We start from the raw sequence: 23,875 nt of genomic DNA on the forward strand, positions 1-23,875 counted from the left end.
CGCACTACGATAAATACAACTTTCTGAGCGTCGCCGGCACGGCATCCTCAACATTGCTGCCAATCACTTCCAGCTCTGGCAAGGTATCTTTCAGACGCTGATGCGCATTAGCCATAATGCAGCCCTTGCCCGCCATACTCAGCATTTCGACGTCGTTCATACCATCACCAAAGGCAATACAGTCTTTCAGCGTAAAGCCTAACTGTTTTGCCACAGATTCGAGCGCGTGGCCTTTTGAGACGCCGCCCGCCATCACTTCCAGACAGGTGGGCAGTGAAAAACTGACGTTGACCCTGTCTCCCCAACGCGCTTCAATCGCCAGCTCCATTGGAATAAGGTGTTCAGGCTCTTCGCAGGTGAAAAAGACTTTGCTGATGCCGTCAGTGGGCAATATGCCCGGTTCATAAACCTGATAATGAAAATCAGATTCGCGAAAGTAATCTTTCTCTGCCGGACTGCAACGGCTGACAAACCACTCATCGTCACGATAAACATGGGTCAGCACTTCCGGATGATGGTACTGCAGGCCGAACAGGTCCTGGGCGATATCCCAATCCAGGTTATGGCTAAAAATCAGTTCGCCGGCTGGATTATGCACACGGGCACCGTTTGACGTAATCATATACGCCGGAATCCCCAGCTTGTCGCGCATTTGTCCAACATCAATGTGATGGCGGCCCGTGGCGAAAATAAAGTGAATGCCTTTTGCCACCAGCTGCTGCAACGTTTCTCGGGCATCAGGCGTGAGGCGGTGTTCGGGTGAGAGCAGTGTGCCGTCCAGGTCGGACACAACAATGTGGTACATGAAAACCTCGGGTATCTGTGTCGGTTGGCCGTAGCCGGTAATGTAAACGGATAACTAGTGATGCGATAAAAAGAAATCGACGATCCCATTCAATGCTTCGGCGCGCATGCTGTCTTTTTCAAACAGAATCTCGTGGCGTGCACCTTTAATAACCTGGGGCTTATCGCCCTCACAGGGATGACCGGCTGCCGCCATGGCGGCGCAAAACAGATCTTGTGAGCGGTTATCCACCACGCTGTCTTCGCTTGCCTGAAGTAGCAGTAGCGGCGTCGTTATCTTATCAACCTGACTGAATATGTTGCGTCCGGCATGAATGCCTTCCCGTACCCAGTGATAGGTGGGACCGCCAACACGAATCGCCGGGTCGTCCGCATAAAAACGCAGGCTGCGACGATAACGTTCATGACTGTGCGTCAGACGGTTAATGCCAAAGGGATGAGCCCGCCAGCGCCCCGTGCCTAATGCATAGCCATCGCGAACGGCAGGTCGTTTCTCTGCCCAGTCGAGGATCTTATGCGCCAGAAAAGAGGGTAACGGCAGCGCGATGCCAAACATCGGCGCAACCAGAGCCGCAGCGTGAAACGCGCCAGGCTGACGCGCCAGGAACAGGGCCAGAATTGCGCCCCCCATTGAATGCGCCAACGCATAACGTTGTTGATAATGACGGCTCACAATCTCTTTCAGATAGAGCGTTTCAAGGTCATCGACATAGTGGGAAAACTCCACCACATGACCAAGGTGCGAATCATCCAGCAGCCGATCGGATCGCCCCTGACCACGGTGATCGAGCACGATCACATCGAACCCACAGTGAAACAGATCGTAGGCCAGCTCGGGATATTTAACGTAGCTCTCAATGCGCCCGGGAACGATTACAATCACGCGCTTGTGTTGCGGTGAAATGAACCGAACGTAACGTAAGGTCAGATTCTCAACGCCGGTAAATTCACACTCTTCACGGCTGTGCCAGAAATCAAGCAGTGGGCCGGTCGCGAAGGCAGCGAAGGCCTTTTCGCGTTGCAGCCAGCTTGCTCTGTGTTGCTTCATCCGCCCTCCTGATTGCCGGAAAAAAGAGTCTGAACGGCCGCATGATGTCCATAGCCCTGCGCAGCATTCTGGCGTATTGTGTCACACTTCAGACGTGACAGGGAGTACAACCCATGACCATCGAATGGTGGCTGACTTATCTTCTTACCACCACAATTCTTAGCCTTTCACCCGGCTCTGGTGCCATTAACACCATGAGCACGGGCATCAGCCACGGTTATCGTGGTGCGGTCGCGTCTATTTCAGGCCTGCAGGTTGGTCTTGCCCTGCATATCGCCCTGGTGGGGATCGGTCTTGGGGCGCTTTTTTCCCAGTCGCTGCTGGCGTTTGAGATTTTAAAGTGGGCCGGTGCAGGCTATCTGGTCTGGTTGGGCATCCAACAGTGGCGCACTGCGGGCGCGATTGACCTCAACGCTATGTCGAAAGCCATGCCGCGTCGTCGCCTGCTCAAGCGGGCAGTAATGGTGAACCTGACGAATCCCAAAAGCATTGTGTTTCTGGCGGCGCTGTTTCCCCAGTTTATCCTGCCTCACCAGCCGCTGATGCTGCAGTATCTGGTGCTGGGCGTCACAACCGTTCTGGTGGATATCATCGTCATGATTGGCTATGCCACATTAGCCACGCGCATTGCAGGATGGATCAAAGGGCCCAGGCAGATGAAGCTAATGAACCGCATTTTCGGCGGCTTATTCATCGCGATTGGGGGACTGCTGGCCAGCGCCAGACGTATCGCCTGACCCGGCGGAGGCTGCCGCACGACAGTGACGCTGTCGGCGGCTTGCCGTAACGACTGACGTGTCCGGTAACCGGCTATCAGCGCGACAGGATCAGATGAATGCCAAAACCGGCAAACAGCACGCCCGCAACACCGTCTACCCACTTCGCAGCACGTTGATACTTATCCCGCATCCACGGCAGGGCAAAAACAGCCGCGACCAGAGAAAACCAGGCGAAGGTTTCAACGCTTATCAGGACGAACAGCCCCCAACGTTCCAGCCCCCCCACATCGTTACCGATAAACAAGGAAAAGACGCTACCAAAGTAGATAACCGCTTTGGGATTCGACAGGTTGGTCAGCAGGCCTTTAATAAAGCTCATGCCTTTCCTGGGCAGTTCGACGACAGGTTCCTGCTGCACGGGCTGTTTGTGGCGCTGACGGGCTGAGCCAATTAACTGCCAACCCATCCATAGTAGATAGAGTCCGCCACCGACCATGATGATTTGGTGTAGCCAGGCCATCTTTTGCAAAATCAGATGCAGGCCCATCAACGCTACCGCGGCCCAGATCATGACCGCCAGGGTAATGCCCAGAACGCCCAACATCGCTTCTTTGCGCGAACGGCTGGCGGCGGTTTGCGAGACAAAAAAGAAATCCGGGCCGGGACTCATCAGGGCAACAAGATGGACCAGGGCAATCGTGCCGAACAAAATCAACATGGTAACTCCTCTTTACTCTTCATCGAGATGTTCTTTAATCATCAGCAAAAACGGCTTACCGAAACGTTCCAGTTTGCGGTGCCCCACGCCGTTCACGCTGAGCATTTCTGAGGCGCTCACCGGCATCTGCTCTGCCATCTCCAGCAAGGTTGCATCGTTAAACACAACGTAGGGCGGAATATTCTCTTCGTCGGCTATCGCTTTACGCAGTTTACGCAGCTTGGCAAACAGCTTGCGGTCGTAGTTGCCGCCATACACTTTGGCCGACCCGCTGCTTTTCGGTCTGGCGGTAATCAGTCTTGGCACCGCCAGCATCAGCGGAACTTCACCGCGCAATACCGGTCGGGCCGCTTCAGTTAGCTGCAGCGCAGAATGCATGGCGATGTTTTGCGTCACCAGCCCCAGATGAATCAGCTGACGCAGGACGCTGACCCAATGCTCGTGGCTGTTTTCTTTACCCAGCCCATAAACGGGCAGCTTGTCGTGTCCCTGTTCGCGGATGCGATGATTATTGGCACCGCGCAATACTTCAACAATGTAGCCCATACCAAAGCGCTGGCCGACGCGATAAATACTGGAGAGTGCCTTTTGGGCTTCCACCAGGCCGTCATAGCGCTTTGGCGGATCGAGGCAAATATCGCAGTTCCCGCAGGGCTGCTGACGTCCTTCACCAAAGTAGTTCAGCAGCACCAAACGACGGCAGGTCTGCGCTTCGGCAAAAGCATTCATCGCATTCAGCTTGTGACGTTCAATATCCTGTAGCGGGCCAGGCTGCTTCTCTTCCAGGCATTTGCGCAGCCAGGCCATATCAGCAGGATCGTAGAGCATCATGGCTTCTGCCGGCAGGCCGTCACGTCCGGCACGTCCTGTTTCCTGATAATAGGATTCAATGTTGCGTGGAATATCAAAGTGCACCACAAAACGCACGTTCGGCTTGTTGATGCCCATCCCAAATGCCACGGTCGCCACCACGATTTGCAAATCGTCGCGCTGAAACGCTTCCTGTACGCGGGCGCGCTGGGCGCTGTCGATTCCGGCATGATATGCCCCAACGCTTAACCCCCGGCTTTGCAGACGTGCGGCGGTATCCTCAACTTTTGCCCGGCTGTTACAGTAAATAATGCCGCATTTACCGCGCTGATCCTGTACGTAACGCAGCAGCTGCTCAGTGGGTTTAAATTTTTCCACCAGCGTGTAACGAATATTGGGGCGGTCAAAACTGCTGATTTGAATCAGCGGATCCTGCATATGCAGCAGGTTAATGATATCAAGACGGGTCGTTTCGTCAGCGGTCGCTGTCAGCGCCATGACGGGCAGATCGGGAAAGCGCTGGCGCATCTGTCCCAGCGCGCCATATTCCGGTCGGAAATCATGTCCCCATTGGGAAATACAGTGCGCCTCATCAACGGCCAGCATACAGGGCTGCCAGTGCGCCAGACTGTCAAGAAAGTTGTCCATCATCAGACGTTCTGGCGCGATATAGAGCAGCTTCACGCGCCCGTTGCGGCAATCGGCCATGACAACCTGCTGCTGCTCGCGCGTCATGGTCGAGTTCAGACAGGCCGCGGCCACGCCGTTTGCCAGGAGCTGATCCACCTGATCTTTCATCAGAGAGATGAGTGGCGACACCACCAGTGTCAGCCCCTCGCGCACCAGCGCCGGAATCTGATAGCAGAGTGATTTACCGCCGCCGGTCGGCATCACCACCAGGCAATCCCGCCCGCTCAGCGCTTCATTTATGATTGTCTGCTGACCGGGACGAAACTGCTGGTAGCCGAAGGTATCCTGCAATACCTGCTGCGCCAACGCTTCCTGATTAAGAACTGCCGAGGTTGCCACTGTATTCCTGACTTAATGGTTGGTTAGAACAAATCGTTAAGGGTCACACCTACGCCTAAACGAGTCTGACGGTGGTTATAGTCAATGAGAGATTCACCATAGCCGCTAAACAGCTGGGTGTAAAAACGCACGTGCTGGGTGATGGGATAACTCCAGCCCAGCGTAGCGCCGCCGTAACCGCTATTCCAGTTATAGTTGCCTTCCACGCTGAAAATGCTGTCACCCATCGCATAGCCCACTTTCGCCCGATAGTAGCCCATGTATTTTGTAATATCCGGGTTATCGTCCGTGCTGGCGCTCTCAGAAATACGGAACCAGGGTTTGATCTCTGCGAGGAAATTACCGTTTTGCGCCATCAGGCGGGTATAAACACGGTTCCAGCTGCGTGACGTGGGATCGCTACGGCCATTGGACTGATGATTCACGCCCACTTCAACATCACGTAGCGTCCAGCCGGCAAACGAATAATCGGTCGCCCAGCCCAGGAAAATCTGCGGCTCATAGTTTGTCTCGCGGAAGGGCGACGACTCTTTTTTATTGGATAGCTGCCACCATGAGCGCTGAGTATAGGACGCGGCTAACACGGAGTTGTCACCCAGGATGCCGCGCCACAGTGGAAATGCCAGACTAAGCTGGAATTTCACTTCGTCTTTACGGGCATTCTGCGCCCAGTTATAAGAGGAAATCGCCTCTTTATTAATGTCGCTGGTGTACGTGTAAAGCAGATAGTTATTTTCGTAAGGATAAAGCACAAACGGGTTGTCATGCTGCTCCAGCAGGTTGGCAATAATGCTGCCACGAACCTGGGGTGCATCGTGAACGTGTTTGATCGTGGCTTCGTCCGCCTGCGCCAAAGCAGGAAGTAACATTGCCGCCAGCAAGGCGCGATGCTTACGCATAGGATTCTCCAATGGAAACTGCGTATTCATAAAAGCGAATGGGTGTTGTAAAAAGCAGGACATTCTACACACAAATGTGAGCGAACATCAGCGCTGATTTCCTAAACTGGAAACCCTGTCGAGCGAAGCATAGAATAAACAACTCATTAACATCTACAGTTCATTTGTCAGCTGTTCAGGACTAAACACCATGTCATCCGTGCTATTGACTCAGCAGGACGCTCGCCGCCTGGTCGGTGAAATTTTTATTTATCATATGCCGTTTAACCAGGCACTTGGTCTGGAACTGGATCACCTTGACGCCGACTACGCTGAAATCAGTTTTGTGAACAAAACCATGCTGGTCGGAAATGCCGCTCAACAGATTCTCCACGGTGGGGTCACCGCCGCCGTACTGGACGTGGCGGCAGGCATGGTGTGCGTCAGTCATGCCTTGACGCGTGAGGAAACAATCAGTGAGGAAATGCTCCGCCAGCGACTGTCTCGCATGGGAACGATTGATATGCGGGTAGACTATCTGCGTCCCGGTCGCGGCGAGCGTTTTATCGCCACCAGTCGTTTACTGCGTGCCGGCAATAAAGTCTCTGTGGCTCGGGTGGAGTTACACAATGATCAGGGCGTTTACATCGCGACCGCCACAGCCACCTATCTGACAGGTTGATCACAGAACTGAACGCGTGGCAGCGTTTGGGTACTGCCACGCGTTATCCTGCCTGAATCAAAACATAGTATTGGTGTTCGCCGACGTCGCCGGTACAGCCTGAATCACATCCCAGTGCTCGACAATTTTGCCGTTTTTCACGCGAAAAATATCCGTAACGGCCTGGCCACGATCGTGTTCACCGTTGGTGGAGTGAACATGCAGCCAGACCAAATCGCCATCGGTCGCACTTCGGACGATGCGTGCTTTTGACTGCGGGTTTTTCCTGAAATAGTCGGTAAAAAAGTTAACAAGCGGTGCCTTGCCGTTTGGCACGCCGGGATTGTGCTGACGGTAATTATCCGCGATAACCCGGGCCGCTTCAGCGACCTTGTGGTGATTAAAAAATTGATCATAGAAATGGATCACCAGTGCACGATTGGCCTCTTCCACCTTGATATCGCGGCCTTCGCCAGGTTGTGCCGCGTAAACTGCACCCGCGGTCAGGATACCTGCCGCCAGCAACAGGGTTTTCAGAAAAGCTACCATCATTATTCTCCTTGATCGTTCGTCATAGCGCTGGTCGCGAGGCACCAGATTTTGAGTACACAGGGATTGCCTGACGTCTGTCGAATGCGATACAGGGTTTCGCTCAGACACCTGGTCACAAAAATAGACTGACGTCGTGACGGATGTTACATTCGCGCAAAATGGATAACAAGAAGTCACACCAGAGTGACTTAATCACCTGAAAGTGACGCTTAGCGATGCACAGGAACCGACCCGATGCCCAAATCTTCACCCGCAACCTTTACGTATCAACAACCTTGCCCCATCCGGGATGTGCTTGACCGGATAGGCGACAAATGGAGTTTATTGATTCTCGAAGCGCTGGCCGAACAGACCTTACGTTTCAATGAACTTCACCGTCATATTGGCGATGTTGCCCGTCAGGTGCTGTCACGCAGTCTGAAACGGCTGGAAATGGATGGCTATATCCTGCGCACACTTTATCCGGAAGTGCCGCCGCGCGTTGAGTACAGCCTGACGGATTTAGGCCGTTCATTTCTCGAACCCATGCAGCAATTAATTGCATGGGCAGATAACAATCATCAGGCCATCTGCCTTTCTCGCCAGCGCGCGCTGGAGCAGGAGAAAGACTGACCCAGCATTATCGCCAGATCGGGCTACAGAGATAACGAGGACTGCGTTACCATTGCGGCCCTCTGTCACGCCGCTGTATTTCAGTGACCTCCGGTACAGTACAAATTTTCAGGATGAATTATGGATACCCAGCAAACCCGTCAGGGCATCGGCTTTGCGCTTGGCGCTTACTTTATTTGGGGCATTGCGCCCGCCTACTTCAAATTAGTGAAGGCCGTACCGGCGACTGAAATCATGACCCACAGGGTGATCTGGTCAGCACTGTTCATGTTGTTACTGATTACCCTGAGTCGCAGTTGGGGACAGGTCAGAAGCGTGCTGCGCCAGCCAAAAAAAGTGCTGCTACTGGCCCTTACGGCGGTAACGGTAGGGGGAAACTGGTTGCTGTTTATCTGGGCGGTGAACAATCAGCATATGCTTGAAGCCAGCCTGGGCTATTTTATCAACCCGTTGATTAACGTTGTGTTTGGCATGATTTTCCTGCGTGAACGTTTCCGTCGCCTGCAGTGGCTGGCGGTCGCCCTGGCGGCTGGCGGCGTGCTTCTGCAACTGTGGAAATTTGGCTCAGTGCCGGTGATTGCCTTAGGGCTGGCGTTCAGCTTCGCGTTTTATGGCCTGATGAGGAAGAAAATTCAGGTCGATGCCCAGAGCGGCATGCTGATAGAGACGCTGTGGCTGTTTCCGCTGGCCGCGCTCTATCTGTTTGGCTTTGCTGACAGCCGCACCAGCCACCTTAGCGCGAACCCCATGAGCCTGAACCTGTTACTGATCGCCGCAGGCATTGTCACCACGATTCCGCTGATGTTCTTCGCCGCGGCTTGTACCCGACTGCGCCTGTCAACGGTGGGCTTCTTTCAGTATCTGGGCCCTACGCTGATGTTCTTGCTGGCGGTGCTGTTTTATGGTGAAACTGTTACGCCAGATAAAATGGTAACCTTTGGTTTTATCTGGCTGGCTCTGCTGGTCTTTATTCTGGATGCCGTGGCGTTTTCAGCGCGGAGCCGAATGCGCAAAGCGTGAAAGAAAGCGCGCCATTGCCGGTCCGGTCAGTAAGATGGTGAATAATCGCAGGGTCTGCATCGCCATCACAAAAGCCATATCTACCCGGCTTCCGGCAGCGATAATCGCCACCGTGTCCAGCCCGCCTGGGCTGGTGGCGAGATACGCCGTCATCAGGTCAATATGCAACACGCGGGTTAACATCCATGCCAGCCCACCGCACAGCAGCATCAGGCCAAAAATGGACAGCAGCATCTGCGGCAGCGTGCTTAACGCCAGTCTGAAGATCGGCCGGGTGAAACGTAACCCCACGCTCCAGCCAATCATGGCGTACGCCAGGGCAAGCAGCCATTCTGGCATCTGAAGCACCGCCGTACCGGTTGAATGCAGGGTTGCACCGATCAGCGCAGGTATCAGTAACGCGCCAGATGGGATACGCAGCCATGGGCCAAGCCATGCGCTGCAAACCACCAGGCACATTGTCATCAGGAAACCGCTGTTAAGCGTCGGAAACCACACCAGCGAGCCGGCATGACCGCCGTCGCCCAGCCCGATCCGCGCCACCATGGCCGCCGCGCCCGCCACAAACAGCACCCGCAGATACTGCATGAACGCAACCAGCCGGACGTCCGCGCCAAATTCGCCCGCCATCGCGACCATCGCAGAGGCACCACCAGGGGAAGATCCCCATGCGCCCGTCGGGCCCGGAAGCTGGCTGAAACGCACCAGCAGAAAACCCGACAGCCCGCTGGCGGCCAGCGTCAGCAGCAGGACCGCTAACACGACTGGCCAGTCCTGCAGCAGCGGCGTCAGGATAGAAGGTGACAGGCTTTGCGCAATCATGCAGCCCAGCACCGCCTGCGACAGCAGAAATAACCGCTTGTTAATACGCAGTGTGGCACCGGACAGGCCCATGACCACGCCAACGATCATGGGTCCCAGCAACAGGGCGGCCGGCACGTGAAAATACTGGAAGATTGCGCCAAGTAATACAGATGACACTAACAGCAGCAGCCATTGCCAGCGCAACGAAAGAGCGTCCATAGAATGATTAATCAATTATGAAAATTGAGCGGCTAGAGTAGCAGAATTAAGGCGGCAGGCCAGCAAAATGGGCCGTATTAACAGCCCGTGCTGATGATTAAAGCCAGTTTTTACGCTTGAAATAGAGATAAGGTGCCAGGCCTGCAAGCATCATCAGGCAAATGGCGCCAGGATAGCCAAAGCTCCACTTCAGTTCAGGCATAAACTCAAAGTTCATGCCGTAGCTGGATGCCACCAGCGTCGGCGGCAGGAAAACCACGGATACCACCGAGAAGATCTTGATGATGCGGTTCTGCTCTATGTTGATAAAGCCCATCGCCGCCTGCATCAGGAAGTTGACCTTTTGAAACAGCGACTCATTGTGAGGCAGCAGAGATTCGATATCGCGCAGGATCTCGCGCGCCTGCTCCAGCTGATTACCCGGCAAACGGGCTTTTCGGACCAGAAAATTAAGCGCACGCTGCGTATCCATCAGACACAAGCGCACCTTCCAGCCGATATCTTCCAGCTCGGCTAAACGCGAGAGTGCCTGGTCGTATTCCTCACCCTGCTGGCCTTCCATGATGACGCGGCTGAGCTTTTCCAGTGCGCTGTAAATGTTCTCAATTTCATCTGCCAGCTGTTCGATTTTCGTCTCGAACAGATCAAGCAGCAGCTCATAGGCGTTGCCATCGATCAATGTCTGGTTACGGGCACGCATTCGATAGAGACGAAAAGCGGGAAGCTCGCGCTCGCGCAGCGTATATAAACGCCCTTCGCGGATGGTAAACGCAACGGTGGAGTTACCGGCGTGATCTTCGGCATCTTCAAAAAAGAAGAAGGAGTGAATGTGCAGGCCGTCTTCATCTTCGAAGAAACGCGCCGAGGCTTCGATATCTTCCAGTTCAGGGCGCGTTGCCAGGCTCTGGCCCAGTTCAGATTGCACGCGGTCGCGCTCGCCTTCTTCAGGCTCGACCAGGTCAACCCACACTGACGTGGTCAGTTTATCGCTTTCATCTTCCAGTTCCAGACGCGTCAGGCGACTGTTATCAAGTTTAAATGCGCTCAGCATAGCAAGACTCCCCATTGCAGACTTTATGGGACAACGCTGTCGGCCGGTCTGAATGCAGACCCGCGAACCTGAACACGGATAAAGGATAAATCAGTGCTGACTCGTGCGACGGATTAAAAAGGGAGGTCGCTGATAACCGCTAAGGCTACCAGCGTAATGAGATAGCCTTAGATGTTATTCCTGAAAACCAGGTTAATGAGCCAGCATCGACTGGGCGTGTCCAAGGCATTGTCCTCTCATGATAATAGTGCGCGCATGTTACGCTGAGACGAAAAAGTCGTCAACCAGCGCCTAGACGGTTTCCAGTTTAGCGTAGGCGGCCACCAGCCACTTGATCCCCTGGCCCTGAAACGCCACCTGCAAGCGGCTGTGTTCTCCGCTGCCTTCGAGATTCACAATAGTGCCTTCACCAAATTTGGCGTGGCGAACGCGTTGCCCCAGGGCGAATCCCGTGTCATTTTTGCTGATCGGCGTGCCCATGCGCTGATGACTGACCGGTCGCGTCACACTGGCGCGTAAACGGACTTCTTCAATACAGGCTTCAGGCAGTTCGCCAATAAAACGTGAAGGTCGATGGTAGACTTCTTTACCGTAAAGACGGCGGGTTTCCGCATAGGTCAGGGTCAGCTTCATCATGGCACGCGTGACGCCGACGTAAGCCAGGCGACGCTCTTCTTCCAGTCGCCCGCCTTCATCCAGCGCCATCTGGCTCGGGAACATGCCCTCTTCCATCCCGACAATAAACACCTGGCTAAACTCCAGGCCTTTCGCGGAGTGCAACGTCATCAGCTGCACCGCATCCTGCCATTTGTCCGCCTGGCCTTCCCCGGCTTCGAGAGCCGCATGAGAAAGGAATGCCTGCAGCGGCATCAAATCTTCGTCTTCATCCTGGTAGCTGAACTGGCGCGTTGCCGTCACCAGTTCTTCCAGGTTTTCGATACGGGCCTGGCCCTTTTCACCCTTTTCCTGCTCGTACATGATCCACAGGCCAGAATCCTTGATGACTCTGTCGGTCTGCACGTGCAGCGGCATATCCACGGTTTCGCTTGCCAGCGAATCCACTAACTCACAGAAGCGTTGCAGCGCAGAGGCCGCACGACCGGCCAGGGCGCGCGACTGAAGCAGCTCGCGCGTTGCCTGCCATAAGGTCATCTGCTTTTCCCGAGCCGTCTGACGCACCACATCCAGCGTACGGTCGCCCACACCGCGCGTTGGCGTATTCACCACGCGCTCAAAGGCGGCGTCATCGTTGCGGTTGGCCATCAGTCGCAGATAAGCCAGCGCGTCCTTGATTTCCTGACGTTCGAAAAAGCGCATACCGCCATAGATACGGTACGGCATGCTGGCCTGTAGCAGGGCTTCTTCCAGCACACGCGATTGGGCATTGCTGCGATACAGGATGGCGCAATCTGCCAGCGCATTGCCGTTTTCCATCCAGGCCTTGATACGGTTGACCACAAAGCGGGATTCATCCAGCTCGTTAAAGGCGCAGTAAACCGAAATGGGCTCACCATCGCTGCCGTCAGTCCACAGTTCTTTCCCCAGTCGGCCGTTGTTATTGGCGATCAGGGCATTCGCTGACTTCAAAATGTTGTTGGTCGAGCGGTAGTTTTGCTCCAGGCGAATGGTATCCGCGCCGGGAAAATCCTTTAAAAAGCGCTGAATGTTTTCGACCTGCGCACCGCGCCAGCCGTAAATTGACTGATCGTCGTCACCCACGATAATCACTTTGCCGCTGTCGCCCGCAAGCATGCGAATCCAGGCGTACTGAATATTGTTGGTATCCTGAAACTCATCCACCAGAATGTTACTGAAGCGCTCACGGTAATGATTCAGGATATGGGGTTTGTTTAACCACAGCTCGTGAGCACGCAGCAACAGTTCAGCAAAGTCGACCAGCCCGGCGCGATCGCATGCTTCCTGGTAGGCCTGGTATATGCGCAGCCAGGTTTGTTCGACCGGATTGCCGTAGCTTTCAATATGCTTGGGCCGCAAACCTTCATCTTTCTTGCCGTTGATGTACCACATGCCCTGACGCGCCGGCCACTGCTTCTCATCCAGGTTCATCGCCTTAATCAGGCGCTTGAGCAGGCGCAGCTGGTCTTCACTGTCGAGGATCTGGAAATCCTGCGGCAGGCCTGCGTCAAGATGATGCGCGCGCAGCAGGCGGTGTGCCAGACCGTGGAAAGTGCCTATCCACATTCCCCCCTGGCTGGTACCAATGAGCTGCTCAATACGGTGGCGCATCTCTGCGGCTGCCTTGTTGGTAAAGGTCACGGCCATAATGGAGTACGGCGAGCAGTTTTCTACCGACAGCAGCCAGGCGATGCGGTGCACCAGAACGCGTGTTTTTCCGCTGCCCGCGCCCGCCAGCACCAGCAGGTTACTGCGCGGCGCCGCAACGGCCTCGCGCTGTTTGTCATTCAAACCGTCGAGCAGTTCAGAAACGTCCATAAGCACCAATAAGTCAGAAAATGCGAAGCATAAGACTGGATAAATTTACAGCCATTATAACAGCGAGGTGAGTGATGCCAACTGGGAAATTTCAACGTGTGGCAGCAGACGGGCATCCTCGATCTGCATGAGATTACCCTCACGAAGGTTAATCCAGCAGGCCTGCATGCCAAAACGAATCGCGCCTGCCACATCGGTGGTGAGATCGTCGCCAACGTGCAGAATGTGTTCCGGGGCGATATTAAGACGTTGCGCGGCCAGCTGGTACATATCCAGCCACGGCTTAGCGCGCCCGTCTGGCCCCGCCCGGAGTGAAAACTGGAAGTAGTGTGCCAGCCCGAGTTTTTCAGGCTGCGCGTTGCCATTGGTGATTGCCACCAGCGGCACTTTCTTCGCCAGGGCGTTCAGCGTGTCATGGGTTTCAGCAGGCATATCGACCTGGCTGCGCCACTGATGGAACACATCCATAACCTGCGTCGCGCCCGCCGCGGCTTCGGATGGCGTTAACCCGGCCTGGCACATGACATGTTCTACTGAACGCCGACGCCACTCAGAGACATCATGGTAGATCTCAGGTTCGCTTGCACGTAACTGACTGCGCGAGGCGGCTACGTCTTCCGGCGTTATGGCTCGCAGCGCCGGGTGGAAAGCCTGCAGCGCAGCATGAGAGGCTTCCGTGGTTTTACGGATCACCGGATAGTTGTCGTAGAGCGTGTCGTCTAGATCGAAAGTGATCGCTTTGATGTCACGCAGAGGGCGATAAAACTTCATTCACTCTTTCCTCGTTTGGCGCGGGGATGCGCAGCATCGTACACCGATGCCAGATGCTGGAAATCAAGATGGGTGTAAATTTGGGTGGTCGACAGATTCGCATGGCCCAGTAATTCCTGCACCGCGCGCAGATCGCCACTCGACTCCAACAAATGGGTGGCAAAAGAGTGGCGCAGCTTATGGGGATGTATATGACTGGAAAGACCCTGCTTAATTCCCCACTCGGCAAAGCGTTTCTGGACGTTGCGCGCAGAGATACGAGAGCCACGGCTGGAGAGAAACAGCGCATCATCCCCAGGGTTAAACGCGGTGCGTAGCGGCAACCACTGCTGGATCCAGCTGACGGCGGTGCGACCGATCGGCACGCGCCGCTCCTTGCTGCCTTTACCTAAAACCCAAACCTCTCCCGCCTCAAGATCGACATGGCGGCAGTCCATATTGACCAGCTCGGAAAGACGTAACCCTCCGCCGTACATCACTTCCAGCATCGTACGATCGCGGATCGCCAGCGGATCGGTGAGATCAATCTCCAGCAACTGGTTAACGTCATCAACATCGATATTTTTCGGTAGATGACGACCGTTGCGCGGCGTGGCGATCCCTTTCGCCGGATTAGCCGCCAGCATGTCGCGGCTCACCTGCCAGTCAAGGAAACTGCGTAATGCGGAAAGACGTAATGCCAGACTGCTTGCAGCCAGACCTGCACGACGGCTGCGGGCGGCCATGCTACGCACCATGGCGGGATCGAGCTGTGACCACGCGCTGATTTTCATCTCATCGGCAATTGTCACCAGTACGGCAAGCTGACGCGCGTAGCTGCTCAGCGTAAGCGGGCTGAGCTGGCGTTCAACCTTCAGGTGGCGCAGAAAGCCGTCAACGGTCTCCTGCAACACGCTGCTCATGCGCGCTCCACCCAGCGTTCCAGCAGCGCAGGTATCATCTGCGAAAGGTGCTGAAGCAGTAAGGTGCCCATGCCCGACTGATAGTGCAGGCTGTCACGGCTACTGAAGATAATGATGCCAAGCTCGCCCTCGTCACCCATCAGGGACATGGCGACTGAACCAATGGCCTTTGCCTGAGGCAGCAGCAGCAGCAGTTCCGGGCCATTGATATTCCCCAGATAGTGCTGCTCATTACCGAAGCGCTGAATGCGTAACGGTTCGAAAGCCTGACGGGCCAGGCCAAGCTGCACAAAGTCAGACGGCGCACCCAGTCGCCACTTGTCGTTAAACAAGCGGATATTGGCTCCCGCCAGTCCGAGATCGCGCGCCCAGCGATGCAGGCGATTGAGCATATCCTGGAGTGAGCTGGCGGCGGCCAGGTGACTTTGCAGTGAAAGCAGACGTGAGAATAACTGTTGATTTGCGGTCGCCTGCTCCATCAGCAGCGTAATTTCTTCTTCCAGACGCTGGATGTGATTGCGCTGGCGCGCCATGTGCCATTCCACCAGCGATACGCTACCGCGAACCGGGTGCGGCACCGCCATCTGTTCCACCTGACGGGCGTTGCGCATAAAGAAATCAGGATTCTGACGCAGATAATCACTGACGGCCTGATCGTCCAGCAGGACAGTATTTTCCACCTGCTCTTCGATATTTTTCATAAGTGAATAAACCCATCGTAGACATGTGTGGCCGGACCGGTCATGTAGAGCGGCTGTCCGACGCCTTTCCAGGCGATATGTAACGTGCCGCCTGGCAAATCAACGCGTACTTTCTGACTTAAAATACCCTGCTGGATACCGCAGGCAACCGCCGCACAGGCACCGCTACCGCACGCCTGGGTTTCCCCTGCACCGCGTTCATAAACACGCAGCCGGATGTGTTCAGGGCTGATAATTTCCATAAAGCCCACGTTGACGCGTTCCGGAAAACGCTCATGGCTTTCCAGGACCGGTCCCAGAAGCTCAACCTGGGCCGTTTTCGTGCTTTCCACCTGGATTACGCAGTGAGGGTTGCCCATGGAGACGGCACCAAACATCACCGTTTGTTCCGCCACGCGTAACAGGTAAAGGTTTTCAGCTTTATTGGCGCGGAAAGGCACCTGCTGGGGTTCGAAATTCGGCTCGCCCATATTCACACGTACCAGATCGTCTGGTGTCACGCTCAGAACCATGCGACCAGCCTGGGTGCTCACGCGAATATCGCTTTTATTCGTCAGCCCTTTTAACTGAACAAAACGGGCGAAGCAGCGGGCGCCATTCCCACACTGCGCGACTTCACTCCCGTCTGCATTAAAAATGCGGTAGTGAAAGTCGAGATCGGGATCGTAAGGCGGCTCAACGACCAGCAGCTGATCGAAGCCAATCCCGAGATGGCGATCGGACAGCCGGCGGATCAATTCCGGCGAAAAAAAGACATTTTGCGTTACGGCATCCACAACCATGAAATCATTGCCGAGACCGTGCATTTTGGAGAACTGCATTTTTTGCTCCGCCGGATGCGCCATAAGTGTTATTTCATTTGTGAGCTTGAGCTTGAACCACCCGTCACCAGTCCACCTACATCCGCTTTAGACGCGTCGGCTTTCTGTTTTTGCGTGGATGCTGACGTTGGCGCAGCTTGTTTTGGCGTGTCCTGCGGCGGGAAGTAGAGCGGTCCTTTTAATCCACAGCCTGCAAGGCTTGTTAATGCCATTGTCATTGCTAACAGGCTTATCGCTTTCTTCATTCTTTATGCTCTTCATGTCCTGTGACCTGGATGCTTATCATCGCAGTTGAAGTTGGAAAAGCAACAGGAAATGCCAGCTAATCACGTGAGCGTTGTGGCAAGCCCTGAAGATAGCATCATTGCGGGCTTACCGAACTCAATGTACCTGATAGCGTGGCTGATAATCGTTATTGTCGTTATCAGGCTGTGAGGCACAGAGATCGGTGAGGACCTGATTTCTGAATGGAATGACCTGATAACGTTCACCTGTGTTCACGATTTGATAGAACTGCGGCAGGTTAAAATTGATAAAACTTGAGCCATAGGTAAAACGGTCGTGCGACGAGGAGTAAAAACGGCTGACGTCCCGCACCAGCTCTTCCTTGCTGCCTTCACAATGGTGATAGACCTCGACGCGGTTACTTTCATCCAGAATATAAATGTTGAAATCGCGATCGTCGGTAGTATCTTCAAAAAAGAACTGAATGATCCCTTCGCTGGCATAGCCGTTAACCACAGGCGGCAGTGGCGTCTGATTAGACTCGACTTTAATCGACAGGCCGTGAAGCTTGTTGTTGGAAATGGCGCCATAAAACTCAACGGCGTTTTCCAGCTTCTGAACCGATACGCCCATGCGTTCAAAGAACAACCCCCAGGTCTGGCCCGCCATACGCAGTGCTTTGAACCGCCCTGGCTCCTGACGCGTACTGGAAAGGCGCAGTTCGATGCACTCTGACACCAGCTGCTGTACGCGGGTACGAATCAATCCACGTAAATGCTGGCTGTAGCAGAACACCTCAACGGTATCAGGCGGGGAAGCGTCCTGATGCATTTTACCCAGGATGGTTTTCAGGCCTTCGATCATCGCCTGTTCGCCACTGAAGTGCAGCGTACGCACCTCATTCCACGAGTTACGGTACAGCAGGTCGATACTGCCGATTAAACACTGCTGCTGCTGACCAAAGCTGAACACATCGAGTTTGCGGAAATCGAAATGCACCACCTGGTTACGAAACGCCGAGGTGGGATCGTGCTCAAGGTTAACGATGATGGCCAGATGGCGGATTTCACACGGGCTGTAGAGCGCCTTGGGCGTGGGCGCAGGCAGACGCAGCGGGAAATGGCTGGAGACATCGTCGACCAGTTCCTGCAGGCGCGCCAGATCGCATAGCTCATTGCCCTTAATGTGCAGCCGCGTTTTGCTGGTCAGCAGTCCGTTGAACCAGGCCCAGGCGACCAGCTTGTTAAGATAGCGGTTATATTCCAGCGGCTGATGGCTGATGATTGAGCTCATGTCCGGCGACTGGTTATACAGATACCAGCCTGGCCGGTTGGCACGGCCCGGCGGCACGTGAATGAAGGTCAGGTTGGATTCGGACAGATCGGGAGAAATCTGCGGATTAACCAGCGTCACCTTGCCCGGCAAGGCCTCAAAGGCGGCGTACAATTTACGGGTCAGCACGCCGATATCCTGCGGGCTGGCGCTGACGCTTAAATTGTTGCGACGGGCAAAGCGGATAAGGTTGCGATAGCTTTGCATCATCGCATCCAGCAACTCATTGTGCGCTTCGCGCACGCGCTCGATTTTCCATTCGGCACGGTTGTCCAGAATAGCAATCTTTTCGTCGTCCCAGCCCCAGGCTTTAACCAGCTGCGACAGGATCTCACGGCGCCAGCCGCTACGCTGCGGGTGATCGTCACTGCTGAGTTTTTCGCAAACTTTTAAATAGAAGCAGCGGCGAACCAAATCAAGGCGGGGCTGATCGTCAATACTGGTGAGATAGCGTGTAACGCGTTCCAGCATCATACAGTAAGGATCAAGGCCAAAGCAGACGATTTCTCCGTCGTGCAGACGCTGCTTGATATCCATCGCCAGCAGTTTGGTATCCGGGTATTCCCAGCTATAAGCTTCCAGCAGCAACGTTTTCAACACCGCTTTATAGGGCGAATCGATACTTTTATACAGCTGCCACAGGCTGGCACCGAAATACTCTTCTGCTGATAACGTGCTGAGGCCGCCCAAATCCAGCCACTCGTTTGGCGTGAGCACGCCTTTCGCATACAGCGACATCACGTAGTCATCATAGTGATGCTCTTCTTCGCCTGGCACCATATTCCACAGAATACGTTTACCGGCCATTCTTACCGCCGTGCGGTAGAACTCATCCAGCAGCAAAATATGTTGGGTAGAACCGCAGTCTTCACCACCAAGATTGCCGCTTTCGTTGTGGCGGAAGCGGTTTTCATCAATGAGGAAAAAGCTGACTTCGATGGCCTGCGAGGCACACCATTTTTGCAGCAGCGCACATTTACGCTGCAGATTCAGGCGCTCTTCATTATCCAGCCAGGATTGATGGCAAACCCAGATATCCAAATCGGACACGCTGTTTTGCCCAACGGAAGAGGTGCTCCCCATTGAGTAGATGCCGGTGATAGGCAGTTCACCTTTAGGGGCTTCGACCAGGGAGAGTTCCTGTTTGCCCGTTAACTCTGCAAGCAGCTGCAGTTGGTTTTCATCAGGCGTGAAAACGTTGATGCCGTGGGGAACGCTACCTTCGAGGTAACCCGGCATCAGCGGATGTTGATAATGTAGTAAGATCGGAAGCAGACTGTAGACTCGCTGAAAAGCGGGCCCCATGGCAGCGAGTGCGCGATCAACGCGCAGCTGGTTAATTGCATCCAGTCTCTGTTTTAGTGTCTCAATATAGAGGTACAAGACGTTTCGCCTGGTTGTCCTGGAGTTTAAGCACCCTGTTTCCAGTCTCTGCCGCTTAATAAGAGAGATGTCGTGCAGATAATTGCTGGAAACGTGATCAATCTATCACTCGCTGGATTGACCGTAAAGAAAGTTACGCTACCTGCATTTTAGCACGGTTTCGTCTACTTTTCGCTCACTCTGCGCCTGGCCTGAGATTACTGTCTGATATATCAGGTTTAATCCGCAGGCGGTTCTTTTCAATCCGTTGAAACTGACAGCATTCCCTCAACGATGATAGGATATTCGATGAACGATCTAAATGGTTAACGGCATGTTAAACAAAATTTTCAGAATTGCTACACGACAAAGCCCACTTGCCCTGTGGCAAGCACAATATGTACAGCAACGATTGATCAGTGCCCATCCTGGCCTGCGCGTGGAGCTGGTACCTATGGTGACAAAGGGCGATATCATTCTTGATACACCGCTCGCGAAAGTGGGGGGGAAAGGGCTGTTCGTTAAAGAGCTCGAGCAGGCAATGTTAGAAAACCGTGCCGATCTGGCCGTACATTCGATGAAAGACGTGCCCGTGGCATTTCCGGAAGGCCTGGGCCTGGTCACGATTTGCCAGCGGGACGATCCGCGCGATGCGTTTGTCTCCAATCACTACGCGTCAATTGATGAACTTCCACAGGGCGCTGTCATTGGAACGTCAAGCCTGCGGCGTCAGTGCCAGATTAGCGCGCGACGTCCCGATCTGGTGATTCGCTCGCTGCGCGGGAACGTGGGCACACGATTAAGTAAGCTTGATGCTGGCGAATATGACGCCATTATTCTTGCCGCCGCCGGGTTGAATCGACTTGGCCTGGCCGATCGTATTCGCCAACCGCTGCCTGCAGATATTTCCTTACCCGCCGTGGGTCAGGGCGCAGTTGGCATCGAATGTCGGTTAGACGACAGCACGTTAATTGCGCTGTTACAGGCATTGAATCACGATGATACGGCGGTCTGTGTGAAAGCGGAACGCGCCATGAATACCCGACTTGAAGGCGGCTGCCAGGTTCCGATTGGCAGCTTTGCCGTACTTGAAGGCGACGAACTCTGGCTTCGAGGTCTGGTGGGTGCACCCGATGGGAGCGTCATGGTGAGCGGTGAACGCCGTGGGCCTCGCGATCAGGCAGAGCAAATGGGCATTTCGCTGGCAGACGAGCTGCTCAACGGTGGCGCACGTGAAATTCTGCGCGACGTTTATCAGGGGCAACCTCCCGTATGACGATTCTGGTGACGCGCCCGGAACCCGCAGCGGCGGAGTTGGTCTCGCGCCTGCACGCCCAGGGTAAACAGGCGTGGAGCCTGCCGCTGATAGAATTCGCGCCGGGTAACGATCTCCTGCAGTTACCGGCCACCCTTGCCACGTTGAAACGCGGCGATCTCGTTTTCCTCCTTTCGCAGCAGGTTATTCACTTTGCACAGCACGCCATCAAAGCATGGCCCGCTGACGTAGACTATTATGCAATTGGTCGCAGCACCGCTTTGGCTTTTCATACGATCAGCGGCCTGCAGGTGACCTACCCTCACGCGCATGAAACCAGCGAAGAGTTGATAAAACTGGCGACATTGCAGCAAATAGCGGGTAAGCATGCGCTTATCCTTCGAGGGAATCAGGGCCGCGAGCTGCTGTCAAAAACGCTGGCGGCACGTGGCGCGCAGGTCACCTATGCAGAGTGCTATCAACGTTGCCAAAAACACTATGACGGCGCCATCGAAGGCCGTCGCTGGCGCGATCGTAATATTCACACGCTGGTCGTGACCAGCGGTGAGATGCTGCATCAGCTGTATTCGCTGTTCCCCGAGGTCGATCGTGAGGAATGGCTGCTCCGCTGTCGACTAGTCGTCGTCAGCGAACGTTTGGCTTCCCTGGCCGCCGATCTTGGTTGGCAGACTATTCAGGTAGCCGATGGTGCCGATAACGATGCGCTGTTGCGCACGTTATGTTGAACTTAACAATGGGATGTGCCAGATATGACGGAACAAAAAGACACCTCCGCCGTGGTTGACGAAACCACACCAGCGGTTGATCGCCCCTCTTCTACCCAGGAAAAATCACCGCGCAATCGCAATAATGGTGGCATGGTGCTGGGAGCAGTCGCGATTGTCATCGCACTGGCGATTGGCGCAGGGTTATACCTGAACGATAAACACCAGGCCGAACTGCAGGCACAAACCAATCAGGAACTGAGTGATCAGCTGTCCACGCTGCAGAAACAGGCAAACAGCGACAAACAGCAGCTGGCCCAACAGTTGAGCGCGACAGAAAAAGCATTAGAGACCGCTCAGTCACAGCAGGCGGCATCGGCCAAAGAGCTGGAAACGCTGCGTGAAAAAATGGCTTCAATTTCAGGTAATGACGTGCGCAGTTGGTTAGTGGCCCAAGCTGACTACCTGGTGAAGCTGGCCGGACGTAAATTGTGGAGCGATCAGGACGTGACCACCGCTGCAGCGCTGCTGAAAAGTGCCGATGCCAGCCTGGCAGACATGAACGATCCCAGCGTCATGAACGTGCGTCGTGCGTTAACTCAGGATATCAGTACGCTCTCCGCCATCTCCCAGGTGGATTATGACGGCATCATTTTGAAACTTAATCAGTTATCAAACGGTGTGGATAATCTGCGGCTGGCAGATAACGACAGCGATGATGCGCCTATGGACAGCGACAGCGGTGAACTTTCCAGTTCCATTCGTGAATGGCGTCAGAATCTGGTGAAGAGCTGGCATAACTTTATGGATGACTTTATTACCATCCGCCGTCGCGATAATACCGCACAGCCGCTGCTGGCACCGAATCAGGATGTTTATCTGCGTGAGAACATCCGCTCGCGCCTGCTCATTGCTGCTCAGGCCGTACCACGTCACCAGGAAGAGATTTACAAGCAGTCGCTTGAAACCGTTTCAACATGGGTGCGCGCGTGGTATGACACCAATGATGCCTCAACCAAAGCGTTTCTGGCCCAGCTGGATGAATTAAGCCAGCAGAACATCAATATGGATCTGCCCGACAGCCTGGAGAGCCAGCCGCTGCTTGAAAAGCTGATGCAAACCCGCGTTCGTAATCTGATGGCACAGCCTTCTGCCGCCGCTAATCAGCAGGGAGGCTAATCATGCTTAAGGTATTTATCCTCTTTGTTCTGCTGATTGCCGGCATTGTACTGGGGCCGATGATTGCGGGTCATCAGGGCTACGTGCTGATTCAGACCGACAACTGGAACGTTGAAACCAGCGTGACGGGCCTGTCCATCATCCTGATTATTAGCCTGCTTGTGATCCTGGCTGTGGAATGGATACTGCGCCGTTTATTTCGCACCGGCGCGCGTACCCGCGGCTGGTTCACTGGCCGTAAGCGTCGTCGTGCCCAGCGCCATACGCAAAATGCCCTGATGAAACTGGCGGAAGGGGATTTCAGACAGGTAGAGAAACTGCTGTCTAAAGACGCAGAGCATGCTGATGTGCCTGTCGCTAACTACCTGCTAGCTGCAGAAGCCGCACAACAGCGTGGCGATGAAATGCGGGCCAACCAGCACCTAGAACGGGCGGCTGAGCTGGCTGGCAATGATGTGATTCCGGTCGAAATTACCCGTACCCGCATTCAATTGGCGCGTCATGAAGATCATGCAGCGCGCCACAGCATCGATCGCCTGCTCGAAGTCGCGCCTCGTCATCCGGAAGTGCTTCGTCTGGCTGAGCAGGCATATGTACGCACCAGCGCCTGGAGCGCACTGCTGGATATTCTTCCCGCCATGGAAAAATCCGAGGTCGGGACAGAAGAGCAACGCACCCTGCTACAGCAACAGGCCTGGCTGGGCCTGATGAACCAGGCGATGGCCGATCAGGGCAGCGAGGGACTGAAGCGCTGGTGGGGCAATCTGAGCCGTAAAACTCGCCATGAGACATCATTGCAGGTAGCGATGATTGACCATTTGATTGAGTGTGACGACCACGATACCGCGCAGGACATCTTGCTGGATGGGCTTAAACGTCATTACGATGATCGTCTGGTGCTGCTGATGCCACGTATTAAGAGCGGCAACCCAGAGGCACTGGAAAAAGCCTTACGTCAGCAAATCAAACAGCATGGCGCGACGCCCCTGTTGCACAGTACCCTGGGGCAGTTGTTAATGCGCCACGGTGAATGGCAGCAGGCAGCGGAAGCACTTCAGCAGGCACTGGCTCAGCGCCCTGACGCCTTTGACTACGCGTGGCTGGCGGACGTTTACGATCGCCTTCGCCGTCCGGAAGAGGCGGCAAAAATGCGTCGTGAAGGCCTGTTGCTGACGCTGAAAAATAACCCTGATGCCTGATAGCACAGCATCGCGTTAAGTAAA

24 protein-coding genes are annotated in these 23,875 nt (G+C 54.7%); 8 read left to right on the forward strand and 16 right to left on the reverse strand.

The window, feature by feature from the left end:
• Window positions 1–4 precede the first annotated feature (4 nt).
• Window positions 5–805 (reverse strand): sugar/pyridoxal phosphate phosphatase YigL, encoded by an 801-nt coding sequence (yigL, locus tag PAGR_RS21075; RefSeq protein WP_013024086.1) that lies wholly within the window; start codon window positions 803–805, stop codon window positions 5–7.
• Between the two features lie 54 nt (window positions 806–859).
• Complete coding sequence (pldB, locus tag PAGR_RS21080) at window positions 860–1,852, reverse strand: lysophospholipase L2 (protein ID WP_014595021.1); 993 nt, start codon at window positions 1,850–1,852, stop codon at window positions 860–862.
• A 113-nt stretch (window positions 1,853–1,965) separates the two neighbouring features.
• On the opposite strand from pldB, the gene rhtB reads away from it, so the two are divergent.
• Entirely contained in the window at window positions 1,966–2,589 is a 624-nt protein-coding gene (gene rhtB, locus PAGR_RS21085; RefSeq protein WP_014606981.1) for a homoserine/homoserine lactone efflux protein, read from the forward strand.
• Window positions 2,590–2,665: 76 nt separating this feature from the next.
• On the opposite strand, the gene rhtC is transcribed toward rhtB, so the two are convergent.
• From rhtC to pldA, 3 genes are read right to left on the reverse strand one after another with little or no spacing between them, the layout of a single operon-like run.
• Window positions 2,666–3,289 carry a threonine export protein RhtC gene (gene rhtC / locus PAGR_RS21090; protein ID WP_013024083.1) on the reverse strand — a complete coding sequence of 208 codons (624 nt, stop codon included), beginning with the start codon at window positions 3,287–3,289 and terminating at the stop codon, window positions 2,666–2,668.
• Window positions 3,290–3,301: 12 nt separating this feature from the next.
• Window positions 3,302–5,128 carry an ATP-dependent DNA helicase RecQ gene (gene recQ, locus PAGR_RS21095; protein WP_013024082.1) on the reverse strand — a complete coding sequence of 609 codons (1,827 nt, stop codon included), beginning with the start codon at window positions 5,126–5,128 and terminating at the stop codon, window positions 3,302–3,304.
• 23 nt (window positions 5,129–5,151) lie between these two features.
• Complete coding sequence (gene pldA, locus PAGR_RS21100) at window positions 5,152–6,027, reverse strand: phospholipase A (protein ID WP_014606982.1); 876 nt, start codon at window positions 6,025–6,027, stop codon at window positions 5,152–5,154.
• Window positions 6,028–6,217: 190 nt separating this feature from the next.
• Here pldA and PAGR_RS21105 point away from each other — a divergent pair, with 190 nt between their 5' ends.
• Window positions 6,218–6,688, forward strand: coding sequence for a thioesterase family protein (locus PAGR_RS21105; protein ID WP_014595018.1), 471 nt, complete (start codon window positions 6,218–6,220; stop codon window positions 6,686–6,688).
• Between the two features lie 57 nt (window positions 6,689–6,745).
• Here the strand turns inward: PAGR_RS21105 and PAGR_RS21110 are convergent, their stop codons facing one another.
• Window positions 6,746–7,219: a nuclear transport factor 2 family protein gene (locus PAGR_RS21110; RefSeq protein ID WP_014595017.1), complete on the reverse strand. Its 474-nt coding sequence runs from the start codon at window positions 7,217–7,219 to the stop codon at window positions 6,746–6,748.
• A 234-nt stretch (window positions 7,220–7,453) separates the two neighbouring features.
• Here PAGR_RS21110 and PAGR_RS21115 point away from each other — a divergent pair, with 234 nt between their 5' ends.
• Both PAGR_RS21115 and rarD read left to right on the forward strand, forming a co-directional pair.
• Window positions 7,454–7,831: a winged helix-turn-helix transcriptional regulator gene (locus tag PAGR_RS21115; RefSeq protein WP_013024078.1), complete on the forward strand. Its 378-nt coding sequence runs from the start codon at window positions 7,454–7,456 to the stop codon at window positions 7,829–7,831.
• A 120-nt stretch (window positions 7,832–7,951) separates the two neighbouring features.
• Window positions 7,952–8,851 carry an EamA family transporter RarD gene (rarD, locus tag PAGR_RS21120; RefSeq protein WP_014606983.1) on the forward strand — a complete coding sequence of 300 codons (900 nt, stop codon included), beginning with the start codon at window positions 7,952–7,954 and terminating at the stop codon, window positions 8,849–8,851.
• Here rarD and PAGR_RS21125 read toward each other — a convergent pair.
• The 10 genes from PAGR_RS21125 to PAGR_RS21160 all read right to left on the reverse strand — a co-directional run bounded on the left by PAGR_RS21125 (window position 8,822) and on the right by PAGR_RS21160 (window position 19,514).
• The gene (locus tag PAGR_RS21125) at window positions 8,822–9,874 is read right to left on the reverse strand and encodes an AbrB family transcriptional regulator (protein ID WP_014606984.1); all 1,053 of its coding nucleotides are present in this window, start codon (window positions 9,872–9,874) and stop codon (window positions 8,822–8,824) included. The two genes, rarD and PAGR_RS21125, sit on opposite strands and share 30 nt — an antisense overlap.
• 97 nt (window positions 9,875–9,971) lie before the next feature.
• A complete protein-coding gene (gene corA / locus PAGR_RS21130) occupies window positions 9,972–10,925 on the reverse strand; it encodes a magnesium/cobalt transporter CorA (protein ID WP_014606985.1) in 954 nt (317 codons plus the stop codon).
• A 167-nt stretch (window positions 10,926–11,092) separates the two neighbouring features.
• Window positions 11,093–11,149, reverse strand: a complete 57-nt coding sequence (gene ysgD, locus PAGR_RS24405; protein ID WP_349887138.1) for a YsgD/CorL family protein — start codon at window positions 11,147–11,149, stop codon at window positions 11,093–11,095.
• Window positions 11,150–11,216: 67 nt separating this feature from the next.
• Window positions 11,217–13,379, reverse strand: a complete 2,163-nt coding sequence (gene uvrD / locus PAGR_RS21135; RefSeq protein WP_014606986.1) for a DNA helicase II — start codon at window positions 13,377–13,379, stop codon at window positions 11,217–11,219.
• Between the two features lie 54 nt (window positions 13,380–13,433).
• The gene (gene yigB, locus PAGR_RS21140) at window positions 13,434–14,150 is read right to left on the reverse strand and encodes a 5-amino-6-(5-phospho-D-ribitylamino)uracil phosphatase YigB (protein ID WP_014595013.1); all 717 of its coding nucleotides are present in this window, start codon (window positions 14,148–14,150) and stop codon (window positions 13,434–13,436) included.
• Window positions 14,147–15,052 (reverse strand): tyrosine recombinase XerC, encoded by a 906-nt coding sequence (gene xerC / locus PAGR_RS21145; protein ID WP_014606987.1) that lies wholly within the window; start codon window positions 15,050–15,052, stop codon window positions 14,147–14,149. The genes yigB and xerC overlap by 4 nt, the downstream gene beginning before the upstream one ends.
• On the reverse strand, window positions 15,049–15,753 hold the full coding sequence (locus tag PAGR_RS21150) for a DUF484 domain-containing protein (RefSeq protein WP_013024071.1): 705 nt from the start codon (window positions 15,751–15,753) through the stop codon (window positions 15,049–15,051). The genes xerC and PAGR_RS21150 overlap by 4 nt, the downstream gene beginning before the upstream one ends.
• The gene (gene dapF, locus PAGR_RS21155; RefSeq protein WP_015701292.1) at window positions 15,750–16,574 is read right to left on the reverse strand and encodes a diaminopimelate epimerase; all 825 of its coding nucleotides are present in this window, start codon (window positions 16,572–16,574) and stop codon (window positions 15,750–15,752) included. The genes PAGR_RS21150 and dapF overlap by 4 nt, the downstream gene beginning before the upstream one ends.
• 29 nt (window positions 16,575–16,603) lie before the next feature.
• Window positions 16,604–16,819 carry an LPS translocon maturation chaperone LptM gene (gene lptM / locus PAGR_RS23365; protein ID WP_014606988.1) on the reverse strand — a complete coding sequence of 72 codons (216 nt, stop codon included), beginning with the start codon at window positions 16,817–16,819 and terminating at the stop codon, window positions 16,604–16,606.
• Window positions 16,820–16,955: 136 nt separating this feature from the next.
• Complete coding sequence (locus PAGR_RS21160; protein ID WP_014606989.1) at window positions 16,956–19,514, reverse strand: class I adenylate cyclase; 2,559 nt, start codon at window positions 19,512–19,514, stop codon at window positions 16,956–16,958.
• Between the two features lie 313 nt (window positions 19,515–19,827).
• On the opposite strand from PAGR_RS21160, the gene hemC reads away from it, so the two are divergent.
• The 4 genes from hemC to hemY are packed head-to-tail and all read left to right on the forward strand — an operon-like array spanning window position 19,828 to window position 23,851.
• Entirely contained in the window at window positions 19,828–20,769 is a 942-nt protein-coding gene (gene hemC, locus PAGR_RS21165; protein ID WP_029569333.1) for a hydroxymethylbilane synthase, read from the forward strand.
• The gene (hemD, locus tag PAGR_RS21170; protein ID WP_014606991.1) at window positions 20,766–21,494 is read left to right on the forward strand and encodes a uroporphyrinogen-III synthase; all 729 of its coding nucleotides are present in this window, start codon (window positions 20,766–20,768) and stop codon (window positions 21,492–21,494) included. The genes hemC and hemD overlap by 4 nt, the downstream gene beginning before the upstream one ends.
• A gap of 24 nt (window positions 21,495–21,518) precedes the next feature.
• Window positions 21,519–22,652, forward strand: coding sequence for a uroporphyrinogen-III C-methyltransferase (hemX, locus tag PAGR_RS21175; RefSeq protein ID WP_014595008.1), 1,134 nt, complete (start codon window positions 21,519–21,521; stop codon window positions 22,650–22,652).
• A gap of 2 nt (window positions 22,653–22,654) precedes the next feature.
• A complete protein-coding gene (hemY, locus tag PAGR_RS21180) occupies window positions 22,655–23,851 on the forward strand; it encodes a protoheme IX biogenesis protein HemY (protein ID WP_014606992.1) in 1,197 nt (398 codons plus the stop codon).
• The last annotated feature ends 24 nt before the right edge of the window (window positions 23,852–23,875 follow it).

Origin of the sequence: Pantoea ananatis PA13, from assembly GCF_000233595.1 — a bacterium.
GTDB classification, from domain to species: Bacteria; Pseudomonadota; Gammaproteobacteria; order Enterobacterales; family Enterobacteriaceae; genus Pantoea; species Pantoea ananatis.

Bases quoted from the DNA above. Each gene is read 5' to 3' on its own strand.
- yigL (WP_013024086.1), bottom strand. From the start codon at position 805: ATGTACCACATTGTTGTGTCCGACCTGGACGGCACACTGCTCTCACCC.
- pldB (WP_014595021.1), bottom strand. From the start codon at position 1,852: ATGAAGCAACACAGAGCAAGCTGGCTGCAACGCGAAAAGGCCTTCGCT.
- rhtB (WP_014606981.1), top strand. From the start codon at position 1,966: ATGACCATCGAATGGTGGCTGACTTATCTTCTTACCACCACAATTCTT.
- rhtC (WP_013024083.1), bottom strand. From the start codon at position 3,289: ATGTTGATTTTGTTCGGCACGATTGCCCTGGTCCATCTTGTTGCCCTG.
- pldA (WP_014606982.1), bottom strand. From the start codon at position 6,027: ATGCGTAAGCATCGCGCCTTGCTGGCGGCAATGTTACTTCCTGCTTTG.
- PAGR_RS21105 (WP_014595018.1), top strand. From the start codon at position 6,218: ATGTCATCCGTGCTATTGACTCAGCAGGACGCTCGCCGCCTGGTCGGT.
- PAGR_RS21110 (WP_014595017.1), bottom strand. From the start codon at position 7,219: ATGATGGTAGCTTTTCTGAAAACCCTGTTGCTGGCGGCAGGTATCCTG.
- PAGR_RS21115 (WP_013024078.1), top strand. From the start codon at position 7,454: ATGCCCAAATCTTCACCCGCAACCTTTACGTATCAACAACCTTGCCCC.
- rarD (WP_014606983.1), top strand. From the start codon at position 7,952: ATGGATACCCAGCAAACCCGTCAGGGCATCGGCTTTGCGCTTGGCGCT.
- PAGR_RS21125 (WP_014606984.1), bottom strand. From the start codon at position 9,874: ATGGACGCTCTTTCGTTGCGCTGGCAATGGCTGCTGCTGTTAGTGTCA.
- corA (WP_014606985.1), bottom strand. From the start codon at position 10,925: ATGCTGAGCGCATTTAAACTTGATAACAGTCGCCTGACGCGTCTGGAA.
- uvrD (WP_014606986.1), bottom strand. From the start codon at position 13,379: ATGGACGTTTCTGAACTGCTCGACGGTTTGAATGACAAACAGCGCGAG.
- yigB (WP_014595013.1), bottom strand. From the start codon at position 14,150: ATGAAGTTTTATCGCCCTCTGCGTGACATCAAAGCGATCACTTTCGAT.
- xerC (WP_014606987.1), bottom strand. From the start codon at position 15,052: ATGAGCAGCGTGTTGCAGGAGACCGTTGACGGCTTTCTGCGCCACCTG.
- PAGR_RS21150 (WP_013024071.1), bottom strand. From the start codon at position 15,753: ATGAAAAATATCGAAGAGCAGGTGGAAAATACTGTCCTGCTGGACGAT.
- dapF (WP_015701292.1), bottom strand. From the start codon at position 16,574: ATGCAGTTCTCCAAAATGCACGGTCTCGGCAATGATTTCATGGTTGTG.
- lptM (WP_014606988.1), bottom strand. From the start codon at position 16,819: ATGAAGAAAGCGATAAGCCTGTTAGCAATGACAATGGCATTAACAAGC.
- hemC (WP_029569333.1), top strand. From the start codon at position 19,828: ATGTTAAACAAAATTTTCAGAATTGCTACACGACAAAGCCCACTTGCC.
- hemD (WP_014606991.1), top strand. From the start codon at position 20,766: ATGACGATTCTGGTGACGCGCCCGGAACCCGCAGCGGCGGAGTTGGTC.
- hemX (WP_014595008.1), top strand. From the start codon at position 21,519: ATGACGGAACAAAAAGACACCTCCGCCGTGGTTGACGAAACCACACCA.
- hemY (WP_014606992.1), top strand. From the start codon at position 22,655: ATGCTTAAGGTATTTATCCTCTTTGTTCTGCTGATTGCCGGCATTGTA.